This window comes from Microbacterium sp. GXF6406, from assembly GCF_054798215.1.
Genome location: NZ_JBSJZH010000021.1, coordinates 1 through 15,852, shown reverse-complemented (window position 1 = coordinate 15,852; position 15,852 = coordinate 1). Strand labels below are relative to the sequence as shown.

Sequence of the window (15,852 nt, the reverse complement as noted above, 5' to 3'; positions counted from 1 at the left end):
CGGGTCATCGTCGCCCCTTCCGGGTGCGACGGATGCTCACCGATACGTCCGCGAATGTCAGCGGGATCGGGGCGTGCGGCTTGTGCACCGTCACGTCGACCATCTGCACCCGCTCGTCCGCAAGAGCAACATCCGCGATGCGCTGCGCCAGCGTCTCGATGAGGTCGACCGGTTCGCCGGCGACGACCGCGGCCACCTGCTCGGCGAGCACCCCGTAATGGACCGTGTCTCGGACATCATCGGATGCCGCGGCATCCGCAAGGGGCAGGTGCAGCGTCAGATCGATCGTGAAGTCCTGCCCGTCGGCGAGCTCATGCTCGAAGACGCCGTGGCGGCCGAAGACGGTGAGCCCGGTGAGGCGGATCTGGTCCGTGCCCGTCATGTCAGCCTTCCCAGGCCCGGGCGATGCTGAGCGCGTCACGCGTCGCCGCGACGTTGTGCACGCGCACCGCCCAGACCCCGTGCCGCACCGCGAGCGCACTCGTGACGGCCGTGGCCAGATCGCGTCGCGCCTCGTCGACAGAATCGCCCTGGGGCTCCAGCGCCTCCGCGAGGAATCGTTTGCGCGAGGTCCCGATCAGCACGCGGTGCCCCAGCGCACTGATGTCGGCGAGGCCGCGGAGCACATCCCAGTTCTGCGCCCCCGCCTTCGCGAATCCGATGCCCGGATCCAGGATGATGCGTGAGGGCGCGATGCCGGCCGCGGCCGCCTCGCCGATGCGCTCGCGCAGCTCGCCGGCGACCTCGCGGGACGCGCGGCGGTATTCGGCCCGGGCGTACATGTCATCGGAGTGCCCGCGCCAGTGACCGAGCGCATAGTCCGCGCCGGACTCGGCGACGGCTGTGAGCATTTCCGGGTCGGCCAGGCCGCCCGAGACGTCGTTAACGATCCGGGCACCGGCCTGCACGGCGGCGGCGGCGGTCGAGGCGTTGAAGGTGTCGACGCTGACCGGGATGCCGCGAGATGCGAGCTCCTGGATCACCGGGACGACGCGCTGCTGCTCCACCTCGGGAGCGATGCGCGCCGATCCGGGCCGTGTCGACTCACCGCCGATGTCGAGGACCGTGGCCCCCGCCTCGCGCAGCTCGAGCCCGTGGGCGATCGCACGCTCGGTGTCGATGTACCGGCCGCCGTCGCTGAACGAGTCCGTCGTGATGTTGACGATGCCCCAGATGCCGGTCATGCTCCCCCTCCGATGAGCGCGATGATCTCGCCTCGCGCGACCGCGTCGGTGTACTCCCCGCGGGCCGCGATCGTGAGCGTCGACGTCTCGGGCTGACGCCCTCCGCGCATCGTGACGCAGCCGTGCACGGCATCCATGACGACGAGCACCCCACGGGTGTCGAGGTTCTCGGCAATCGTGTCGGCGATCTGCTCGCCGAGCCGCTCCTGCACCTGGGGACGGGTGGCGAGCGTCTCGACGACGCGCACGAGCGCGCCGAGGCCGACAACCTGCTCCCCCGGCAGATAAGCGATGTGCGCGCGCCCCGCGAACGGCAGCAGATGGTGCTCGCACACCGAGCGGAAACGGATGTCGCGCAGCAGCACGGCCCCTGATGGCAGCGTGTCGGGAGCAGGCCCCCGGGACACGCTAATGGTGTGCTCGAGGGGCGCCGAGGCGTCCTCCCCGACGCCGGCGAAAAACTCCGCGTACAGATCCGCCATCCGGGCCGGAGTCTGCGTCAATCCCGGGCGATCGGGGTCCTCCCCGATCGCCTCGAGCAGCTCGCGCGTCAACCGCGCGATGCGCTCGGTGTCGACCGCCATGCTCAGGCCGTCGCCGGGCGCGCCTGACCGGACGCCGGGTTGCCGTCGACAGCGTCCTGGGCAGCTGCCGCATCGGCCGAGCCGTCGACGTTCGCCGCGGCATCCGCCGGGATCACGCGCGTCGGAACCTCGATGGGAGGACGCTCGGAGACCGGCCGGTCGTCGCTCGAGAGCCACAGCGGGCGTTCCGGCAGCTTGCGCACATCCTCGAAGATCTCGGCGATGCGGTGGTGGTCGAGGGTCTCCTCCTCGAGCAGTGCGAGGGCGAGACGGTCGAGGATGTCGCGGTTGTCGCTGATGACCTGGTAAGCCTCGTCGTGCGCCTGCTCGATGAGCGCGCGCACCTCGGTGTCGACCCGCTGCGCGATCGTCTCGGAGTACTCGCGGCCGCGGCCCATATCGCGTCCGGCGAAGGGCTCGCCGCCCTCGGAGCCGAGCTTGACCGGGCCGAGCTCGGTGGTCATGCCGTATTCGAGGACCATCTTTCGGGCGATGTTCGTCGCCTTCTCGATGTCGTTGGATGCCCCGGTCGTCGGGTCGTGGAAGACGAGCTCTTCCGCGACACGGCCGCCCATCGCGTAGGTGAGCTGGTCCTGCAGCTCGTTGCGGGTCACCGAGTACTTGTCGTCGACCGGCATGACCATCGTGTAACCGAGGGCCTTGCCGCGCGGGAGGATCGTGATCTTCGTCACCGGGTCGGTGTAGTTCATCGCCGCCGCCGCCAGAGCGTGGCCGCCCTCGTGGTAGGCCGTGATGAGCTTCTCGCGGTCCTTCATGACGCGCGTGCGGCGCTGCGGACCGGCGATGACGCGGTCGATGGCCTCGTCGAGCGCGCGGTTGTCGATCAGCTGCGCATTCGAGCGGGCCGTGAGCAGAGCCGCCTCGTTGAGGACGTTCGCGAGATCGGCGCCGGTGAACCCGGGGGTCTTGCGGGCGACGACCTCGAGGTCGACGCTCTGCGCCAGCGGCTTGCCCTTGGCGTGCACGTTGAGGATGTGCAGGCGGCCCTTGAGGTCGGGGGCGTCGACGCCGATCTGGCGGTCGAAGCGGCCGGGACGCAGCAGAGCCGGGTCGAGGATGTCGGGACGGTTGGTCGCCGCGATCACGATGACATTCGCGTTCGGGTCGAAGCCGTCCATCTCGACGAGCATCTGGTTGAGCGTCTGCTCGCGCTCATCGTTTCCGCCGCCCATTCCGGCGCCGCGGTGACGGCCGACCGCATCGATCTCGTCGATGAAGATGATCGCCGGGGAGTTCTCCTTGGCCTGGGTGAACAGATCGCGTACACGGGATGCTCCGACACCCACGAACATCTCGACGAAGTCCGATCCGGAGATGGAGTAGAACGGGGCGCCGGCCTCACCGGCGACGGCGCGGGCAAGGAGGGTCTTTCCGGTTCCGGGAGGGCCGTACAGCAGCACGCCCTTGGGGATGCGGGCGCCGATCGCCTGGAACTTGGCGGGATCCTGGAGGAATTCCTTGATCTCCTCGAGCTCCTCGATGGCCTCGTCGGCACCGGCGACATCCGCGAACGTGACGGTCGGGGTCTCCTTGTTGACGAGCTTCGCCTTCGACTTGCTGAACTGCATGACCTTGCTGCCGCCGCCCTGCATCGAGGACAGCAGCCACCAGAAGATCAGGCCGAGAAGGAGGATCGGGATCAGGAGCGAGAGGAAGCCGTCGAACCAGGTCGCCCGGGGCACGACGTCGTCGAAGCCGTCCTTCGGGTCGGAGTCGGTGACGGCCGTGACGACCTCGGCGGCGCGGGCGTCGACGTAATAGAACTGCACGTCCTTGGCGCCCTCGAAGGCCTTCGAGAGGGTCATGTCGACCCGCTGATCGCCGTCGGTGTTCGTCACCTTCGTGACCGTCGAACCGGCGAGCAGGTCGAGGCCCTGCTGCGTGGTGATCTGCTTGGGGGCATTGAGGTTCGAGATCAGCATGAATCCGCCGAACAGCAATGCACCGATCAACACCACATAGAGCAGCGGATTCCGGGTGATCTTCTTCACGTCCATGATGCGATCAGCGTATCGCGCCCCGGCTAGCGGTCCCCTGTGATTCGCCCACGGCGTACGCCGCGGCGCGTCAGCTGTAGACGTGCGGCGCGAGCACCGCGACGTCGCGCAGGTTGCGGTAGCGCTCGTCGTAGTCGAGGCCGTAGCCGACGACGAAGTCGACGGGGATGTCGAAGCCGACGTACTTGCAGTCGATCTCGACCTTGGCGGCCTCGGGCTTGCGTAGCAGCGCCAGGACCTCGATGGACTCCGGGCCGCGCGATTCGAAGTTCTCGAGCAGCCAGCTGAGGGTCAGACCCGAGTCGATGATGTCCTCGACGATGAGCACGTGCTTGCCGTGCAGGTCGGTGTCGAGGTCCTTGCGGATCTGGACGACACCGCTGGACTTCGTGCTGGAGCCGTAGCTGGACACGGCCATCCAGTCCATCGGCGCGTGAATGGGCAGCGCCCGGGCGAAGTCGGCCATGACCATGACCGCGCCCTTGAGAACGCCGACGAGAACCAGGTCCTTGCCCGCATAGTCCTCGGTGACCCGTGCCGCGAGCTCATCGAGCTTCGCGAGGATCTCCTCCTCGGTGACGAGGATCTGGGAAAGGTCGTCCTGAATGTCTGCCGCGCGCATGTATCGATTCTAGGCATCCACTGCCGTGAGCCATTGTCAGGAAGGGTTCTCGCACTCGCGCTCCCCACTGCGGCGGCGAGGGCAATAAGGTGGGCGGTGAACGGGCACTGGGCCCGCGAACGGAGGGAATCCCATGGCTCTTGACGACACCCTCAAGCAGGTCCCGATCGACGACATCGCAGCCAAGCTCGGCGTCTCCAACGACGAGGCGAAGAAGGCCGTCGCCGAGGGCGGCGCGATTCTGCTGGGCGGCCTGGCGCAGAACGCGAAGAGCTCGGAGGGCTCGACGGCGATCGCCAACGCTCTGAAGAAGCACGAGGGCGCGAAGAGCGTCACGTCGGTCGACGAGGTCGATCAGGCCGACGGCGAGAAGATCGTGAAGCACGTGCTCGGCGCTGACGCCGGCGACGTCGCGGCGAAGCTCACGGCATCCGACAAGACCTCGGGCATCGACTTCGGCAAGCTCCTGCCGATCCTCGCGCCGATCGTGATGGGCCTCATCGCGAACAAGAACAGCTCTGCATCCAGCACGGAGTCGGGCGGCGGCCTCGGCGACATCATCGGTGGCCTGCTCGGCGGCGGCAACGGCTCCGGCGGCGGCATCGGCGATCTGCTCGGCGGCGGATCGTCCTCCGGTGGCGGTCTCGGCGACATCATCGGCGGGCTCTTCGGCAAGAAGTAGACCGAGCGAGCGCCTCATCCGACGGGGACCGTCGTGTGAGGCGCTCTTCCTTCACTCAGCTGCTCCCATTCTCTGTGCGAGCTGCTCCCCGAAACGTGCTTCGGCGAGCTGGAACGCCGCGGCCTGCACCACCTCTTCGAATGGGAGCAGGCCCGTTTCCACCCGAGACAGGCACGTGATGAGCGCCTGTCGCCCCGCTCCGCGGTCGACCACGGCCTGCTCACCTTCCTCGAGATCGAGTGCCGCGGCGATGACCGCGTCGTCGCCCTCTTGCAGGGCGCGCACGCTCGTCTCGTCGATCGTCGTCCGCGAGGTGCCGATCGCACGGGTCCCCTCCCACTCGGCGACCTCGATCACCAATCGATCCTGCCGCTCGAACGACTGGGGGTTCGCGTCGTAGTACTGCTCGACCTCGTCCATCGATTGTTCATCGGCCAGCGCGTCGCGGATGCTCTGCGCATCGGATTCCACGCGCAACCGGAAGTACTCCCACAGGCTCGAGGCAGATGCCCCGTATCCCCCCGTCGCTCGGGACGCCTGGTACTCGCCCTCGAGCGCGGCAAGGTCGAACGGTTCCACGAGCTCCCACTCGATCGCCCATCGCTCGATCGCGAGGTCTCGGGCGCGGTGCGCGTCGGCCTGCTCGGCCGTGAGGCCTTGAGACTGCGCATACACCGCGTGCACAGCCTCCGTCAACGGATCCGGCGCCGGTGTGCATCCGATGAGCGCGAAGACGGCGGCAAGGGCGAGAGCGATCATCGCTCCCGCCCTGCGGGCCTGCCTCACCGCATTGCGGATCATGCGTCCCGTCGTGCGCGCATGCGGAGCATCATCGCTCCGAGCAGCAGCAGGAGGGATGCCGCGGCGACAGCGAGCGGCGAAACGGCCCCGCCGGTAGCGGCCAGACCGCCGTGCTGGGAACCTGCGCCGGTCGCGTCCCGGTCCGTGGTTGCATCGGATCCCGCCGCCTCGCCGCCGTCGCTCTGTTCCACTCCGTCACCGCTGTCGTCGGTTTCCGCCGCGACGTACTGGATCGCACCGATCGAGAGAGTCTCAGCGTCGCCCGGCGAAACGACGCGGGTCACGGCCCCCGACTGCGGCAGCGCGGTGCCGAGGAAGTCGGTGCTGTACGAGACGCCATCGATCACGGGCATGTTGTCGGCTGCGACGAAGTCGATGCTCTCCCCCGCCAGCGCCTGTGCGTGGATCTCGGTCGGCGACAGGTCGCTGCGGTCGGTCACCGTGCCGCCGAAGCGCTCGACGACCTCGGTGACCGAGACTCCCGCGCCGCGCAGGACGGAGTCCTCGGTAGGCGCGTACCCGGCGAACAGCTCGGGCGCGGTCGGGCCGGTACGGGGCCCGGCGGCCTCGAGATCCGTCTCGGGCGCGGTGCCGGCATCCGCCAGCATCGCCTCTCCGGTGATTGCCCGCTGTTCCTCGGCCGGCGCCGTGATGCCGCCCGTGTAGGCGTTGTTGAACAGCTGCGCCTTCGTCCTCATCGTCTCGACCTCGCCGACGTAGAACGTTTGCCCCTCGGGGTAGTCGAACACGTTGTTGAAGATGAATACCTCGCGGTTCCCCGTCCCCGCCGCGGAGTTGGCCAGGTCGAGCACGCCGCCGCGCGGACCCTGAAGAATCGTGTCTGAGTGGATCGTGTTGTTGTGGATCATGGTCCCGGCCGCGGTGCCACGGGCGAACTCGAAGGTCTTGTCGGCGTCGTTCTCGCTGATGTTGTAGCGGATGGTGGGTGCCGTGTGCGGGAATCCGTTCATGATGAGCATGAACCCGCCCTCGTTGTCGTGCGAGTAGTTGTACTGCACGACGGAGTATGACGACACGTGGTCGGTGTCGAAGCCCTGGCCGTCCTGCACGCCGTGGGTGTTCGAGACCTCGTTGTACTGGATGACCGTGTTCGTGGCCTGGAACGGCCAGATGCCCGCGTTGTATCCGGTGTTCTGATATCTGGAGTGCTGAGCGAGATTGTGTTCGATGAGTGCCCCATCGGTGTCGCGCACCGTGATGGCGTCACCGCCCATGTGACGCAGGATGTTGTCGCGTACGACGACTCCGGTCGACGGGTACCAGTTCAGGGGCACCGTCGGGTTGTTCGTGAGCGACTGGTTCGCCCAGTGGGAGCTGACCAGCTTGATGCCCGAGCGATCGACACGTTCGAGCACGTTGCCGGCGACGAGCACGTCGTCGAACTTGGTCGGGGTTCCGCGCAGCTCACCGCTGTGCACATCGGCGGTGATGTCGAAGAAGATGCCGCCGTTCCACTTCGCGTCGAGATTGCCGTTGACGTCGTGGATGTGCAGGTCGCTGATCTCGATGCCGCGCACGACGCCGAAGTCCCTAGCCGACACGTTGACCGCACGCAGATTCTTTGAACGGTTGGTGCTGCCGTTGAGTGCGAACCCTGTCTCATGGGCCGGATCGAGGTTCGTGATCTCGAGCCCCGTGATCGTCACGTATTCCTGGTTGTACAGGCTCACGACGTTCTCAACGGCGCCCGCACCGTTCAGCTGCGGGCGCGGACCGTCGCCGTAGGCGCCGACCATGAGGGGCGCCTGCGAACTGCCGGAACCCGCGAATGCGAGCTCGGCCGCCGCCCCGTCGAAGACGCTCCCGCTGCGCAGCAGGATGCTGTCGCCCGGTCCGAACAGGCGTCCGTTCAGCGCCGCGAGACTCGCCCACGCATCATCTGGAGATGTGCCCGATGCCGCGTCGTCGCCTGTGGTCGGGTCGATGTAATGCGCGGATCCCCGAGCATCCGTCGAGACGAATGCGGCAGTGAGCATGATGTCCCCTGTCGCGTCTGACGGCACGGTGAACTCTCCGCCGGTAACGGGTGCACCGTCGAACGAGAGACCATCGAAAAGGTAGCCGCCCTTCGCGTGCGTCGTCCAGGTGAGTGTGCCGCCGGCGGGAAGACGAGTCGTCGAGAGCACGGCGACTCCGCTGATGAGGTCGTCATCGGCTACGCCGTCGGCTGTGACGGCGACGGTCACGCCGACGACGCTGGGGACACGGGCGACGCGAACATTGTCGATCACCACGGGCGCGCCATCGGTCAGGTTGATCAGTGCGAGACCGGCGGGAATCCCGGACCAGCCGTCGTCGGAGGTATAGGAAAGCACGGGAGTGCCGTCGGAGGAGACCGACACCGTGTCTCCGGCGACCTCGATCGTCATGGTGCGCGTGGTCTGGTCGAACGTGTACAGCGCACTCGCCAACTCGACGTTGCCGCCGGTGGCGTCAAGCCGCCGCAGCAGGGCCTTGGACCCGTTGAGCGCGAGCACGTACCGATCGTCGAGGCCGTCCACGCGGAACGCGATCTGCATGGTGCCCGCGGAGGCGTTCGCCTTGCTCGCGGCGAAGACGATGCGGTAGTCGGCGGGTTCGCCCCACGCCGAGGCGTCCACCGTGACGGCCTGCGGCGACGCCCCGGCGCTGAGCAGCAGAGCGCCGTCGACGATCTCGGTCGAGCCGGGACCGGAGAGCGTGTATGCGCCGTGATCGTTGAAGCCGCCCTCGAAGTAGTCGGTGAACAGAGTGTTCGGGTCTTCGGGCTCAGTGATGAAGCGGGCGATGATGATGACGCTGCCGGTTTTATCGTCGAGGGTGAAGCGGTCGTCGTCGATGGTGAGCAGTCCGTCCGTGCTCGTGCCGGTGTCAGCGCGCAACGGCTCGTACCCGTCGAACACATAACCGGGTCGTGCCGCAGGGCTGAGCGCGACGATGTCGCCGGCGTCCCCTGATGAGCGGTTCGCGGTGAGGGTACCGCCCGCGCTCCCGGGGTCGGCGTCTTCGACGCCGTCGGTCATCGTGCGCGTCTCGACCGTGTACTCGCCGAGGCGCTCTGGCTCGGTGGTCGTCACCCGCACGTCGTCGACGCTGTACGCCTGATTCGGGAACTGGGATGCCACGAGGATCGACCCCTGAGCGGCGGATGCCGCGCCGGTGCCCGCGACGTCGAGGAGGACCTCGCCGTCGATCGCCGCGGTAACGGCATCCCCATCGACATCGATCTCGACGCGGTACGGCGCGCTTTCGGTGTTGACTGCCAGCGCGACATCGTCAGCCGTCGCGAGCACTGTGGTCTCGGCGTTGATCACCTGCTCGAGGGCGAGGGTGCTGTGCGGACCGTCGTAGGTCACCTGAAAGCGGCTCGCACCAGCATCGGATGCGAGGAATCCGAACTTGATGGCGCTGTTGGTGTTGCGCTCGTCGATGTAGAGGTCGATCCCGAGAGTGAAGGAGTCAGCGAGGATCACGTCTTTGGACATCATCCGGTTCTCCGGCCCACTGCCGATGATCGTCGCCCTGCCTCCGGCGAAGGTCACCGAGGATGCTGCGTTCGCGGTGGCCACCGACCACTGGGCGCCATCTCCCGAGGAGAAGTCGTCGAAGAAGAGGGTGCGGGGTTCATCGTCGGCGACCGCATGGGGAGCGGTCGCGACACCACCGATCAGCAGGGAGAGAACGGCCAGAACGGCTGGAAGTCGGCGTCGCATCGGGGAATCACCATCGGTTCGGAGGTACGGACGGTCACCATGGTTGCAGGCCTGATTTTTTTCCGTAAAGGTCCCGCGATATTCAGACTGCCGTTTTCGCCGGAATGCGTGATTATCCGATGTCCACGGGCATCGCCGCGCTCAAGATGCGGTGAGTACGATGCGTCCACCGGCCCGTGCGGCGGAGCAGCCGGGCAAGTCGATCGGCCCCTGTCCCGACCAGTCGGTCACGAGGCGCGCGACTTCGAGGGTCTGCGTTCGGGTGAGGCTCGCGCCGAATTCGCTGTGCGCGACGAGACGGATGATGCGGTTGCGCAGCGCTGCCGGATTCGCCGCGAGCGCGGCGACGCTCACCGAGATGCCGGCTTCGGCGTGCTCGACGATGTCTTCGATCGTCTCGTGGATCATCTCATCGAAGGCGGCGTTGTCCTCGCGCAGCTGCTCGGCGGTGCGAGCGAGCGCCTCGGCGATGCCCGGGCCGAGTTCGGCTTCCAGCACCGGCAGCACGCTCTCGCGCACGCGGACACGGGCGAATCGGCTCTCGGCGTTGTGCGGGTCGTCCCAGACATCGAGATCGGATGCTGCGCAGAAGGCCCGCGTGGTGGTGCGGCGCACGCCGAGCATCGGCCGCAGCCACACCGTGCCGTCCTCGTCCTCTCGGCGCGGGGCCATGCCCTGCATGCTGCCGGCACCGGAACCGCGGGCCAGCCCCAACAGCACCGTCTCGGCCTGATCGTCGAGCGTGTGCCCGAGCAGAACTGCGGCTGCTCCTTCTGCACCGGCGATCCCGCGCAGCGCCGAGTAGCGCGCGTCGCGCGCTGCCGCCTCGAGTCCTGAGCCCGCAGCGTCCGTCACCGCGACCTTCGTCTGCAGCGCATCGTCGACACCGATGCGCTCGGCACGCACGGCCGCCTCCGCGGCGATCATGTCCGAACCGTCCTGCAGGCCGTGATCGACGGTCAACGAGAGCACCTTCATCCCGCGTGAACGCGCCTCGAACACGGTCGCCGCCGTCAACGCGAGCGAATCCGCACCTCCGGAGAGCGCGACGAGCACGCTCGCACCATCGGGCAGATCGGCAAGGGCGGTGCGGACGGCGAGACGGATCTCGGCGATGGCGGGATCGAGTGAAGGCACCAGATCACGCTACCGCGCGACGCGCGGGTAGGCTGGTCTGCGGCATCCAACCGTCTTTTCTGAGGAGCACACGCATGGGCGCACACGACGCCGTCATCGAGATCCCGCGCGGCAGCCGCGTGAAGTACGAGGTCGACCACGAGACCGGACGAGTGCACCTCGACCGCGTTCTCTACACGACCTTCGGATACCCCGCCGACTACGGCTACTTCGACAACACGCTCGGCGAGGACGGCGATCCGCTGGACGTCCTCGTGCTCCTCGACCACGCCATCTACCCGGGCGTCGTCGTCGAGGTCCGCCCCGTCGCCGTGCTGAAGATGAGCGATGAGGCCGGCGGAGACGACAAGCTCGTCGCCGTGCTCTCGAAGGACCCGCGCTGGGCGCACATCCAGGACATCGGCGACCTCGCCGAGTACACGAAGAAGGAGATCGAGCACTTCTTCGAGCACTACAAGGACCTCGAGCCCAACAAGTGGGTCAAGGTCGACGCATGGGGCGACGCCGCTGAGGCGCAGCGCATCCTCGACGAGGCGATCGTCCGCTTCGGCGAAGGCCACTGAGCTTCTTCGAACACAGAAAAACCCCCGGCTGCTGCCGGGGGTTTTTCGTTGCCGTGAACGGCTCTCAGACCGAGATGCCCTTGCTCGCCATGAATGCGATGGGGTTCGTGTACCCGCCGTTGATGTAGACCTCGAAGTGCAGGTGGCATCCGAACGAGCCGCCCGTGTTGCCCTCGTAGGCGATGACCTGTCCGGCGCTGACCCGCTGGCCCGAACGCACCGCGAAACCGCCCGGGACGATGTGCGCGTAGCCGGTTCCGATTCCGTTGCCGTGCTGGATGCGCACGTAGTTGCCGTAGCCGCCGTTCCAGCCGGCGTAGTCGACCGTGCCGGAGTTCGCCGCGTAGATCGGCGACCAGCAGCCGGCCGCGAGGTCGACGCCGTAGTGATAGCTCGACGAGCAGCCGTTGGAGCCGCAGATCGGGGTGCGCGGACCGTAGCCCGAGGTGCGCCAGCCGGCGTGGGGCCGGACCCAACCGCCGGAACCGGTGCTTCCGCCGCCGCCGCCTCCACCACCGCCGGAGCCGCCTCCGCCACCGGAACCGCCACCACCGCCGTTGTTGTTGTTCGCCGCTTCCTCGGCCCGCTTCCGGGCCTCTTCCTCGGCCTTCCTGCGCGCTTCCTCTTCGGCCTTCTTCCGAGCGGCGACGCCGGCCTGGTAGTCGGCCACGGTCTTCTTCGTCGTGTCCTGGAGCAGCGCGAGCTGCGCCTTCAGCGTCTCGAGGTTCTCGGCCTGCTCGTCGAGGGCCGCCTGCGCGGCCTCGGCGGCCGCCTGGGCGGCGACCATCTTCTCCTCGGCGATCTTCTGCAGCTTGTCGCGCTCGTCGCGGGCGACCGCGGCCTGATCGCTGAGCTGCTGCGCGGAGTTGCGTGCGGCGACGGCGTCGTCGTAGACCGACTGGTTGAACTGGAACAGCTTGTCCATCGTGCCCAGGCGCGACAGCAGGTCGTCGGCGTTCTCGGCCGATCCCGCGAAGAAGAGCTCGAGAGCGGTGTCGTCGCCGCCCTTGCGGTAGAGCTGCGCAGCGACCTGCCCGGCCTTACGAGCGGACTCGTCCGCCGTCGCGGCCTGCTCATCGGCCTGCGTCTGCAGGCTCTCGGCTGCGGCGATGGCCGCGAAGTAGGCCTGCTGCGCCTCGTAGAACTCGTTGCCCGCCGCTTCTGCCGCCGCCTGGGTGTCGGCGACCTTCTGCGTGAGGGAGGCGATCAGATTCTGGATGCGCGTGATCTCGGATGCTTTGGCGGCCTCGTTCTGCTTGGCCTTCTGCACGTCATCCCAGCTCGGGTACGAGGCGGCGAAGGCGGCATTGACGCCGGTTCCGATGCCGAAGGCGCTGAGCGCCGCGACACTGAGTGCGCCAAGACTCAGGGCGTTGCGCCGCGTGAGCGCGCCCTTCTGCCAGAAAGTGCGCTTCTCCTCGGCGCTGGGCCCGCAGCCGCAGGAATCCCCGGCCTCGAGCGCAGCATCCATCGTGGACTGCTCGTCGTTCACACGGCCCCTCTCACCGAAATCACATATGCCACAGTAACAACTTCCGTCACAAACGCACCAGGCCACAGGCTCCTCACGAGGCCGAAGCCGGCCCTCCATCGTCACCCCGAAACGCCCGGGCGTCACGCAGGCACGCCCTCGATTAGCGTTTTGGAGGAAAGTCGGCTTATGCTTGGGTGTCGGCAAGGAAGTCCCCCGGGACTGACTCGGCCCCATCGTTTAGCGGCCTAGGACGCCGCCCTTTCACGGCGGTAGCACGGGTTCGAATCCCGTTGGGGTCACCAAATCCGATATAATTTAATAAGCATGGCCCTGTAGCGCAGTTGGTTAGCGTGCCGCCCTGTCACGGCGGAGGTCGCGGGTTCAAGTCCCGTCAGGGTCGCTCTATAGCGACGGGCCCTTTTTTCGAAAAGGGCCTTTCGTCTAGATGGCGGCAGATTTATGATGTGCCGTACGGCTCTGTAGCTCAGTTGGTAGAGCGCACGACTGAAAATCGTGAGGTCACGGGATCGACGCCCGTCGGAGCCACTGGCCCTTTCCTAGGCTTCTACTGGGAAGGGGCCTTATTTCGTTAAGAGGCCCTGACTCGCTCCCGCCGCGTCTGACCACATTTTGGCCACACCCTCGCTCGCTGCCTCATCGAGACGACCAGCCACGTGGTCAAGATCGTCGTCGAACAGGTCTGCATACACATCTAAGGTCATTGCGGCCGACGCGTGTCCGAGCATCCGCTGCACCGCCTTGACGTTCGCGCCTGCCGAGATAGCGAGCGACGCGGCCGTGTGGCGCAGATCGTGCACGGTCACGGTCGGGAAGCGCGCATCACGCTCTTGGAGACGCTTGAGTGCCGGGAGAAACACCCGCTTGCGGAAGTTGCCGTTGCGCATCTCCAGACCGCGACTAGAGACGAAGAGAGACTCCTGGGGTTGCTTTCCTGCCGCTCTGGCGCGCAACGGTGGCTCCAGGAACGCAGGGAACGGCACCGAACGGCGCTCGTGCGTCTTCGGCGTTCCACGCACGAGCGTTCCGCGCACGTCTGTCAGAGCTTCCTTCACCTCAACGCGTCGACGGGAGAAGTCGATCGATGAGACCTTCAGTGCAGCCATCTCTCCCCACCGGAGTCCGGTATAGGCGAGGAAGGCGATGAGATCCTCGTGCCCATCGCACTCCCGCGCGAGAGAAGCCACCTGGTCATGGGAAAGGTACCCACGGTCGGTCGCGCGCTTCCGCGGCATCTGCACACCATCGGTCGGGTCTCGATTAATCCGACCATCCCTCACGGAGTACTTCATGAGAGCCGCAAGAACGAAGTAGATCTGGCGCACCGTCGACGGAGCGAGACGCTCCGCCAACGTCATGATCCACGCCTGCACCTCACCGTGGCCAATCTCGACGAGCCGGCGGCTCCCCCACGTCGGCAGGATGTGGCGATCGAGCGTGTATCGGTAGCCCGAAAGCGTGCTCGGCTTAATCTGCACCTGGCCAGCGATCCACTCCGCGGCAACGTCTGCAACGCTCACCTTCGAGCGTGATGGATCAAGCCACTCACCTCGCATTTTCGAGACTTCGACCGTCGCGAGGTAGTTGTCTGCCTCGCGCTTCGTCGCGAAGCCACGTTTGGTCGTCTGCGTGCGGTCTGGACGCCGATACCTCACCCGATACCGCCGGCCCTTCGCGGATTCGTACGCTTCCACTGATCCCATGACGACCTCCGCGTCTATCGCATCACGAGCCCCCGACATCGGCTGTGCCCTCAACAAATCACCGCTACAGCCGCTACATCGCTACATCCGCGAGACGCTGCGAAATACCGTTGGCGATGCCCGCTACAGTGCCGCTACAGCCACCACAACGCCGAAGGCAAACGATGGGAACCATCGTGCGGCAGCACTCTTTGTCGGTGTTCGCTACCACAGCTCATGTTGATCCCAGCCCTGGGCGAACCCCATGCTGCCAATGCCGATAAACGGAACGTTGGGGAACCCGTCGACAATCTCGCGCAGGCGACCAGCCCACTCCGAGTGGCCTGAAATGCTGCGAAGCAAATAGGCCATGACTGCGAGAGCGTTGTACAGGCCAAAGTCCTGCTTCGGGGCGGAATCATCGCGGAGGTGCGCGAGAAGAGGAATCATCGCGCCCCTGGGGCGCGTTGGCGCATCGACGAGCTTTCTGTTGAAAAGACGCGCCTGATGGGCCGCGACGTTCCGCACGTAGTTGGTGCTAGCGATCCAGCTGGTCAAGATCTTCTTGCTGGGGACGGCATAGTGCGCAGCGATCTCCGTAGCGACGTCGTTCTGGAGGCCCCTGTACAGATTGGCGAGGTGTCCGAGTTCGAGGAGTTCCGTGAGGGCCCAGATAGGCATCTGATCGTCGTACTTCGTTCGGAAGTGGTCGACGAAGGCTTCTTTTGAACTGGCGCGACGTTCATCAACGCGCAGGATCCACTCCGAATGCTTGCTGGTGGTGTCACCCGTGTTCTCGTCGACGTACGGTTCTACGAATGACGGAGTGAAGTTGCGCTGTTCGAGGTGAGCGAACGCGGACCGTCGGCCGAGGATGTAGCCCACTTGGGTGCGCAACGAGACCTCGATGCGCTCGACTGCCTCGAGGACGTGCAGGCGAAGCTCTCGATCGAAGGCGATGAGCTCGGCAGCATGTTCAAGGCGCGTCCCGGGGCGGTAGTTGCTGAGGATGCGGATGCCCGGACGTCCGTCCTCCTTGACGATGGGATCCGATTGGCGTGCCGGGTAAAGGTAGCCGGTGAGCCTGTAGTAGCCGACTTCTTCGAGAAGCTGTGTGGCCATCGCCGTGTCGTCGACGACGAGTCCTCTGCCCTGGAGCTGAGTGATCTGCTGCTCAATCGACATCCACGGCTTCGTGTACGCGACCACATGCCTCCTAAAAGAAAATCAGCCCGAGCCGTGAGGCGAGCGGGCTGATCGTGATGGTTCTAGGGTAGCAGCTTTCTTGCCTTTAGAGCTAGGCCGTGTTGATCAAGTGGATTTGGCGTCGCGTGGGTGACTCTTGAACGGTGATGCGACACGAGATCTCTGATG

General features: G+C 66.4%; 13 protein-coding genes and 3 tRNA genes. 5 read left to right on the top strand and 11 right to left on the bottom strand.

From position 1 onward, the window contains the following. Positions 1–4 precede the first annotated feature (4 nt). The 5 genes from folB to hpt form a co-directional block, all read right to left on the bottom strand. Positions 5–382: a dihydroneopterin aldolase gene (gene folB / locus ACWAUG_RS11360; RefSeq protein WP_460802499.1), complete on the bottom strand. Its 378-nt coding sequence runs from the start codon at positions 380–382 to the stop codon at positions 5–7. A 1-nt stretch (position 383) separates the two neighbouring features. Beyond that, positions 384–1,184: a dihydropteroate synthase gene (folP, locus tag ACWAUG_RS11355; protein WP_460802498.1), complete on the bottom strand. Its 801-nt coding sequence runs from the start codon at positions 1,182–1,184 to the stop codon at positions 384–386. Then, complete coding sequence (gene folE / locus ACWAUG_RS11350; RefSeq protein ID WP_460802497.1) at positions 1,181–1,768, bottom strand: GTP cyclohydrolase I; 588 nt, start codon at positions 1,766–1,768, stop codon at positions 1,181–1,183. Before folE ends, folP begins: the two co-directional genes overlap by 4 nt. A gap of 2 nt (positions 1,769–1,770) precedes the next feature. After that, positions 1,771–3,786, bottom strand: a complete 2,016-nt coding sequence (gene ftsH / locus ACWAUG_RS11345) for an ATP-dependent zinc metalloprotease FtsH (protein ID WP_460802496.1) — start codon at positions 3,784–3,786, stop codon at positions 1,771–1,773. 70 nt (positions 3,787–3,856) lie between these two features. Further along, the gene (gene hpt / locus ACWAUG_RS11340; protein ID WP_298040489.1) at positions 3,857–4,408 is read right to left on the bottom strand and encodes a hypoxanthine phosphoribosyltransferase; all 552 of its coding nucleotides are present in this window, start codon (positions 4,406–4,408) and stop codon (positions 3,857–3,859) included. 133 nt (positions 4,409–4,541) lie between these two features. Here hpt and ACWAUG_RS11335 point away from each other — a divergent pair, with 133 nt between their 5' ends. Next, a complete protein-coding gene (locus ACWAUG_RS11335) occupies positions 4,542–5,090 on the top strand; it encodes a DUF937 domain-containing protein (protein WP_460802495.1) in 549 nt (182 codons plus the stop codon). A gap of 51 nt (positions 5,091–5,141) precedes the next feature. Here ACWAUG_RS11335 and ACWAUG_RS11330 read toward each other — a convergent pair whose 3' ends face one another. The 3 genes from ACWAUG_RS11330 to tilS all read right to left on the bottom strand — a co-directional run bounded on the left by ACWAUG_RS11330 (position 5,142) and on the right by tilS (position 10,741). Beyond that, the gene (locus ACWAUG_RS11330; protein ID WP_460802494.1) at positions 5,142–5,849 is read right to left on the bottom strand and encodes a hypothetical protein; all 708 of its coding nucleotides are present in this window, start codon (positions 5,847–5,849) and stop codon (positions 5,142–5,144) included. A 38-nt stretch (positions 5,850–5,887) separates the two neighbouring features. Continuing rightward, on the bottom strand, positions 5,888–9,604 hold the full coding sequence (locus ACWAUG_RS11325) for a right-handed parallel beta-helix repeat-containing protein (RefSeq protein WP_460802493.1): 3,717 nt from the start codon (positions 9,602–9,604) through the stop codon (positions 5,888–5,890). 141 nt (positions 9,605–9,745) lie between these two features. After that, the gene (gene tilS, locus ACWAUG_RS11320) at positions 9,746–10,741 is read right to left on the bottom strand and encodes a tRNA lysidine(34) synthetase TilS (protein ID WP_460802492.1); all 996 of its coding nucleotides are present in this window, start codon (positions 10,739–10,741) and stop codon (positions 9,746–9,748) included. Positions 10,742–10,815: 74 nt separating this feature from the next. Here tilS and ACWAUG_RS11315 point away from each other — a divergent pair, with 74 nt between their 5' ends. Then, positions 10,816–11,304 carry an inorganic diphosphatase gene (locus ACWAUG_RS11315; RefSeq protein WP_298040495.1) on the top strand — a complete coding sequence of 163 codons (489 nt, stop codon included), beginning with the start codon at positions 10,816–10,818 and terminating at the stop codon, positions 11,302–11,304. A 64-nt stretch (positions 11,305–11,368) separates the two neighbouring features. Here the strand turns inward: ACWAUG_RS11315 and ACWAUG_RS11310 are convergent, their stop codons facing one another. After that, complete coding sequence (locus ACWAUG_RS11310) at positions 11,369–12,796, bottom strand: peptidoglycan DD-metalloendopeptidase family protein (RefSeq protein WP_460802491.1); 1,428 nt, start codon at positions 12,794–12,796, stop codon at positions 11,369–11,371. Positions 12,797–13,004: 208 nt separating this feature from the next. Between ACWAUG_RS11310 and ACWAUG_RS11305 the strand changes: the two genes are divergently transcribed. The 3 genes from ACWAUG_RS11305 to ACWAUG_RS11295 all read left to right on the top strand — a co-directional run bounded on the left by ACWAUG_RS11305 (position 13,005) and on the right by ACWAUG_RS11295 (position 13,324). Further along, positions 13,005–13,080: transfer RNA gene (locus ACWAUG_RS11305), tRNA-Glu, on the top strand. 24 nt (positions 13,081–13,104) lie between these two features. Continuing rightward, positions 13,105–13,178: transfer RNA gene (locus tag ACWAUG_RS11300), tRNA-Asp, on the top strand. Positions 13,179–13,251: 73 nt separating this feature from the next. Next, positions 13,252–13,324, top strand: a tRNA-Phe gene (locus tag ACWAUG_RS11295). 35 nt (positions 13,325–13,359) lie between these two features. On the opposite strand, the gene ACWAUG_RS11290 is transcribed toward ACWAUG_RS11295, so the two are convergent. Then, positions 13,360–14,499, bottom strand: coding sequence for a tyrosine-type recombinase/integrase (locus tag ACWAUG_RS11290; RefSeq protein ID WP_460802490.1), 1,140 nt, complete (start codon positions 14,497–14,499; stop codon positions 13,360–13,362). A 204-nt stretch (positions 14,500–14,703) separates the two neighbouring features. Then, positions 14,704–15,687 (bottom strand): Abi family protein, encoded by a 984-nt coding sequence (locus tag ACWAUG_RS11285; protein ID WP_460802489.1) that lies wholly within the window; start codon positions 15,685–15,687, stop codon positions 14,704–14,706. Positions 15,688–15,852: the final 165 nt, after the last annotated feature.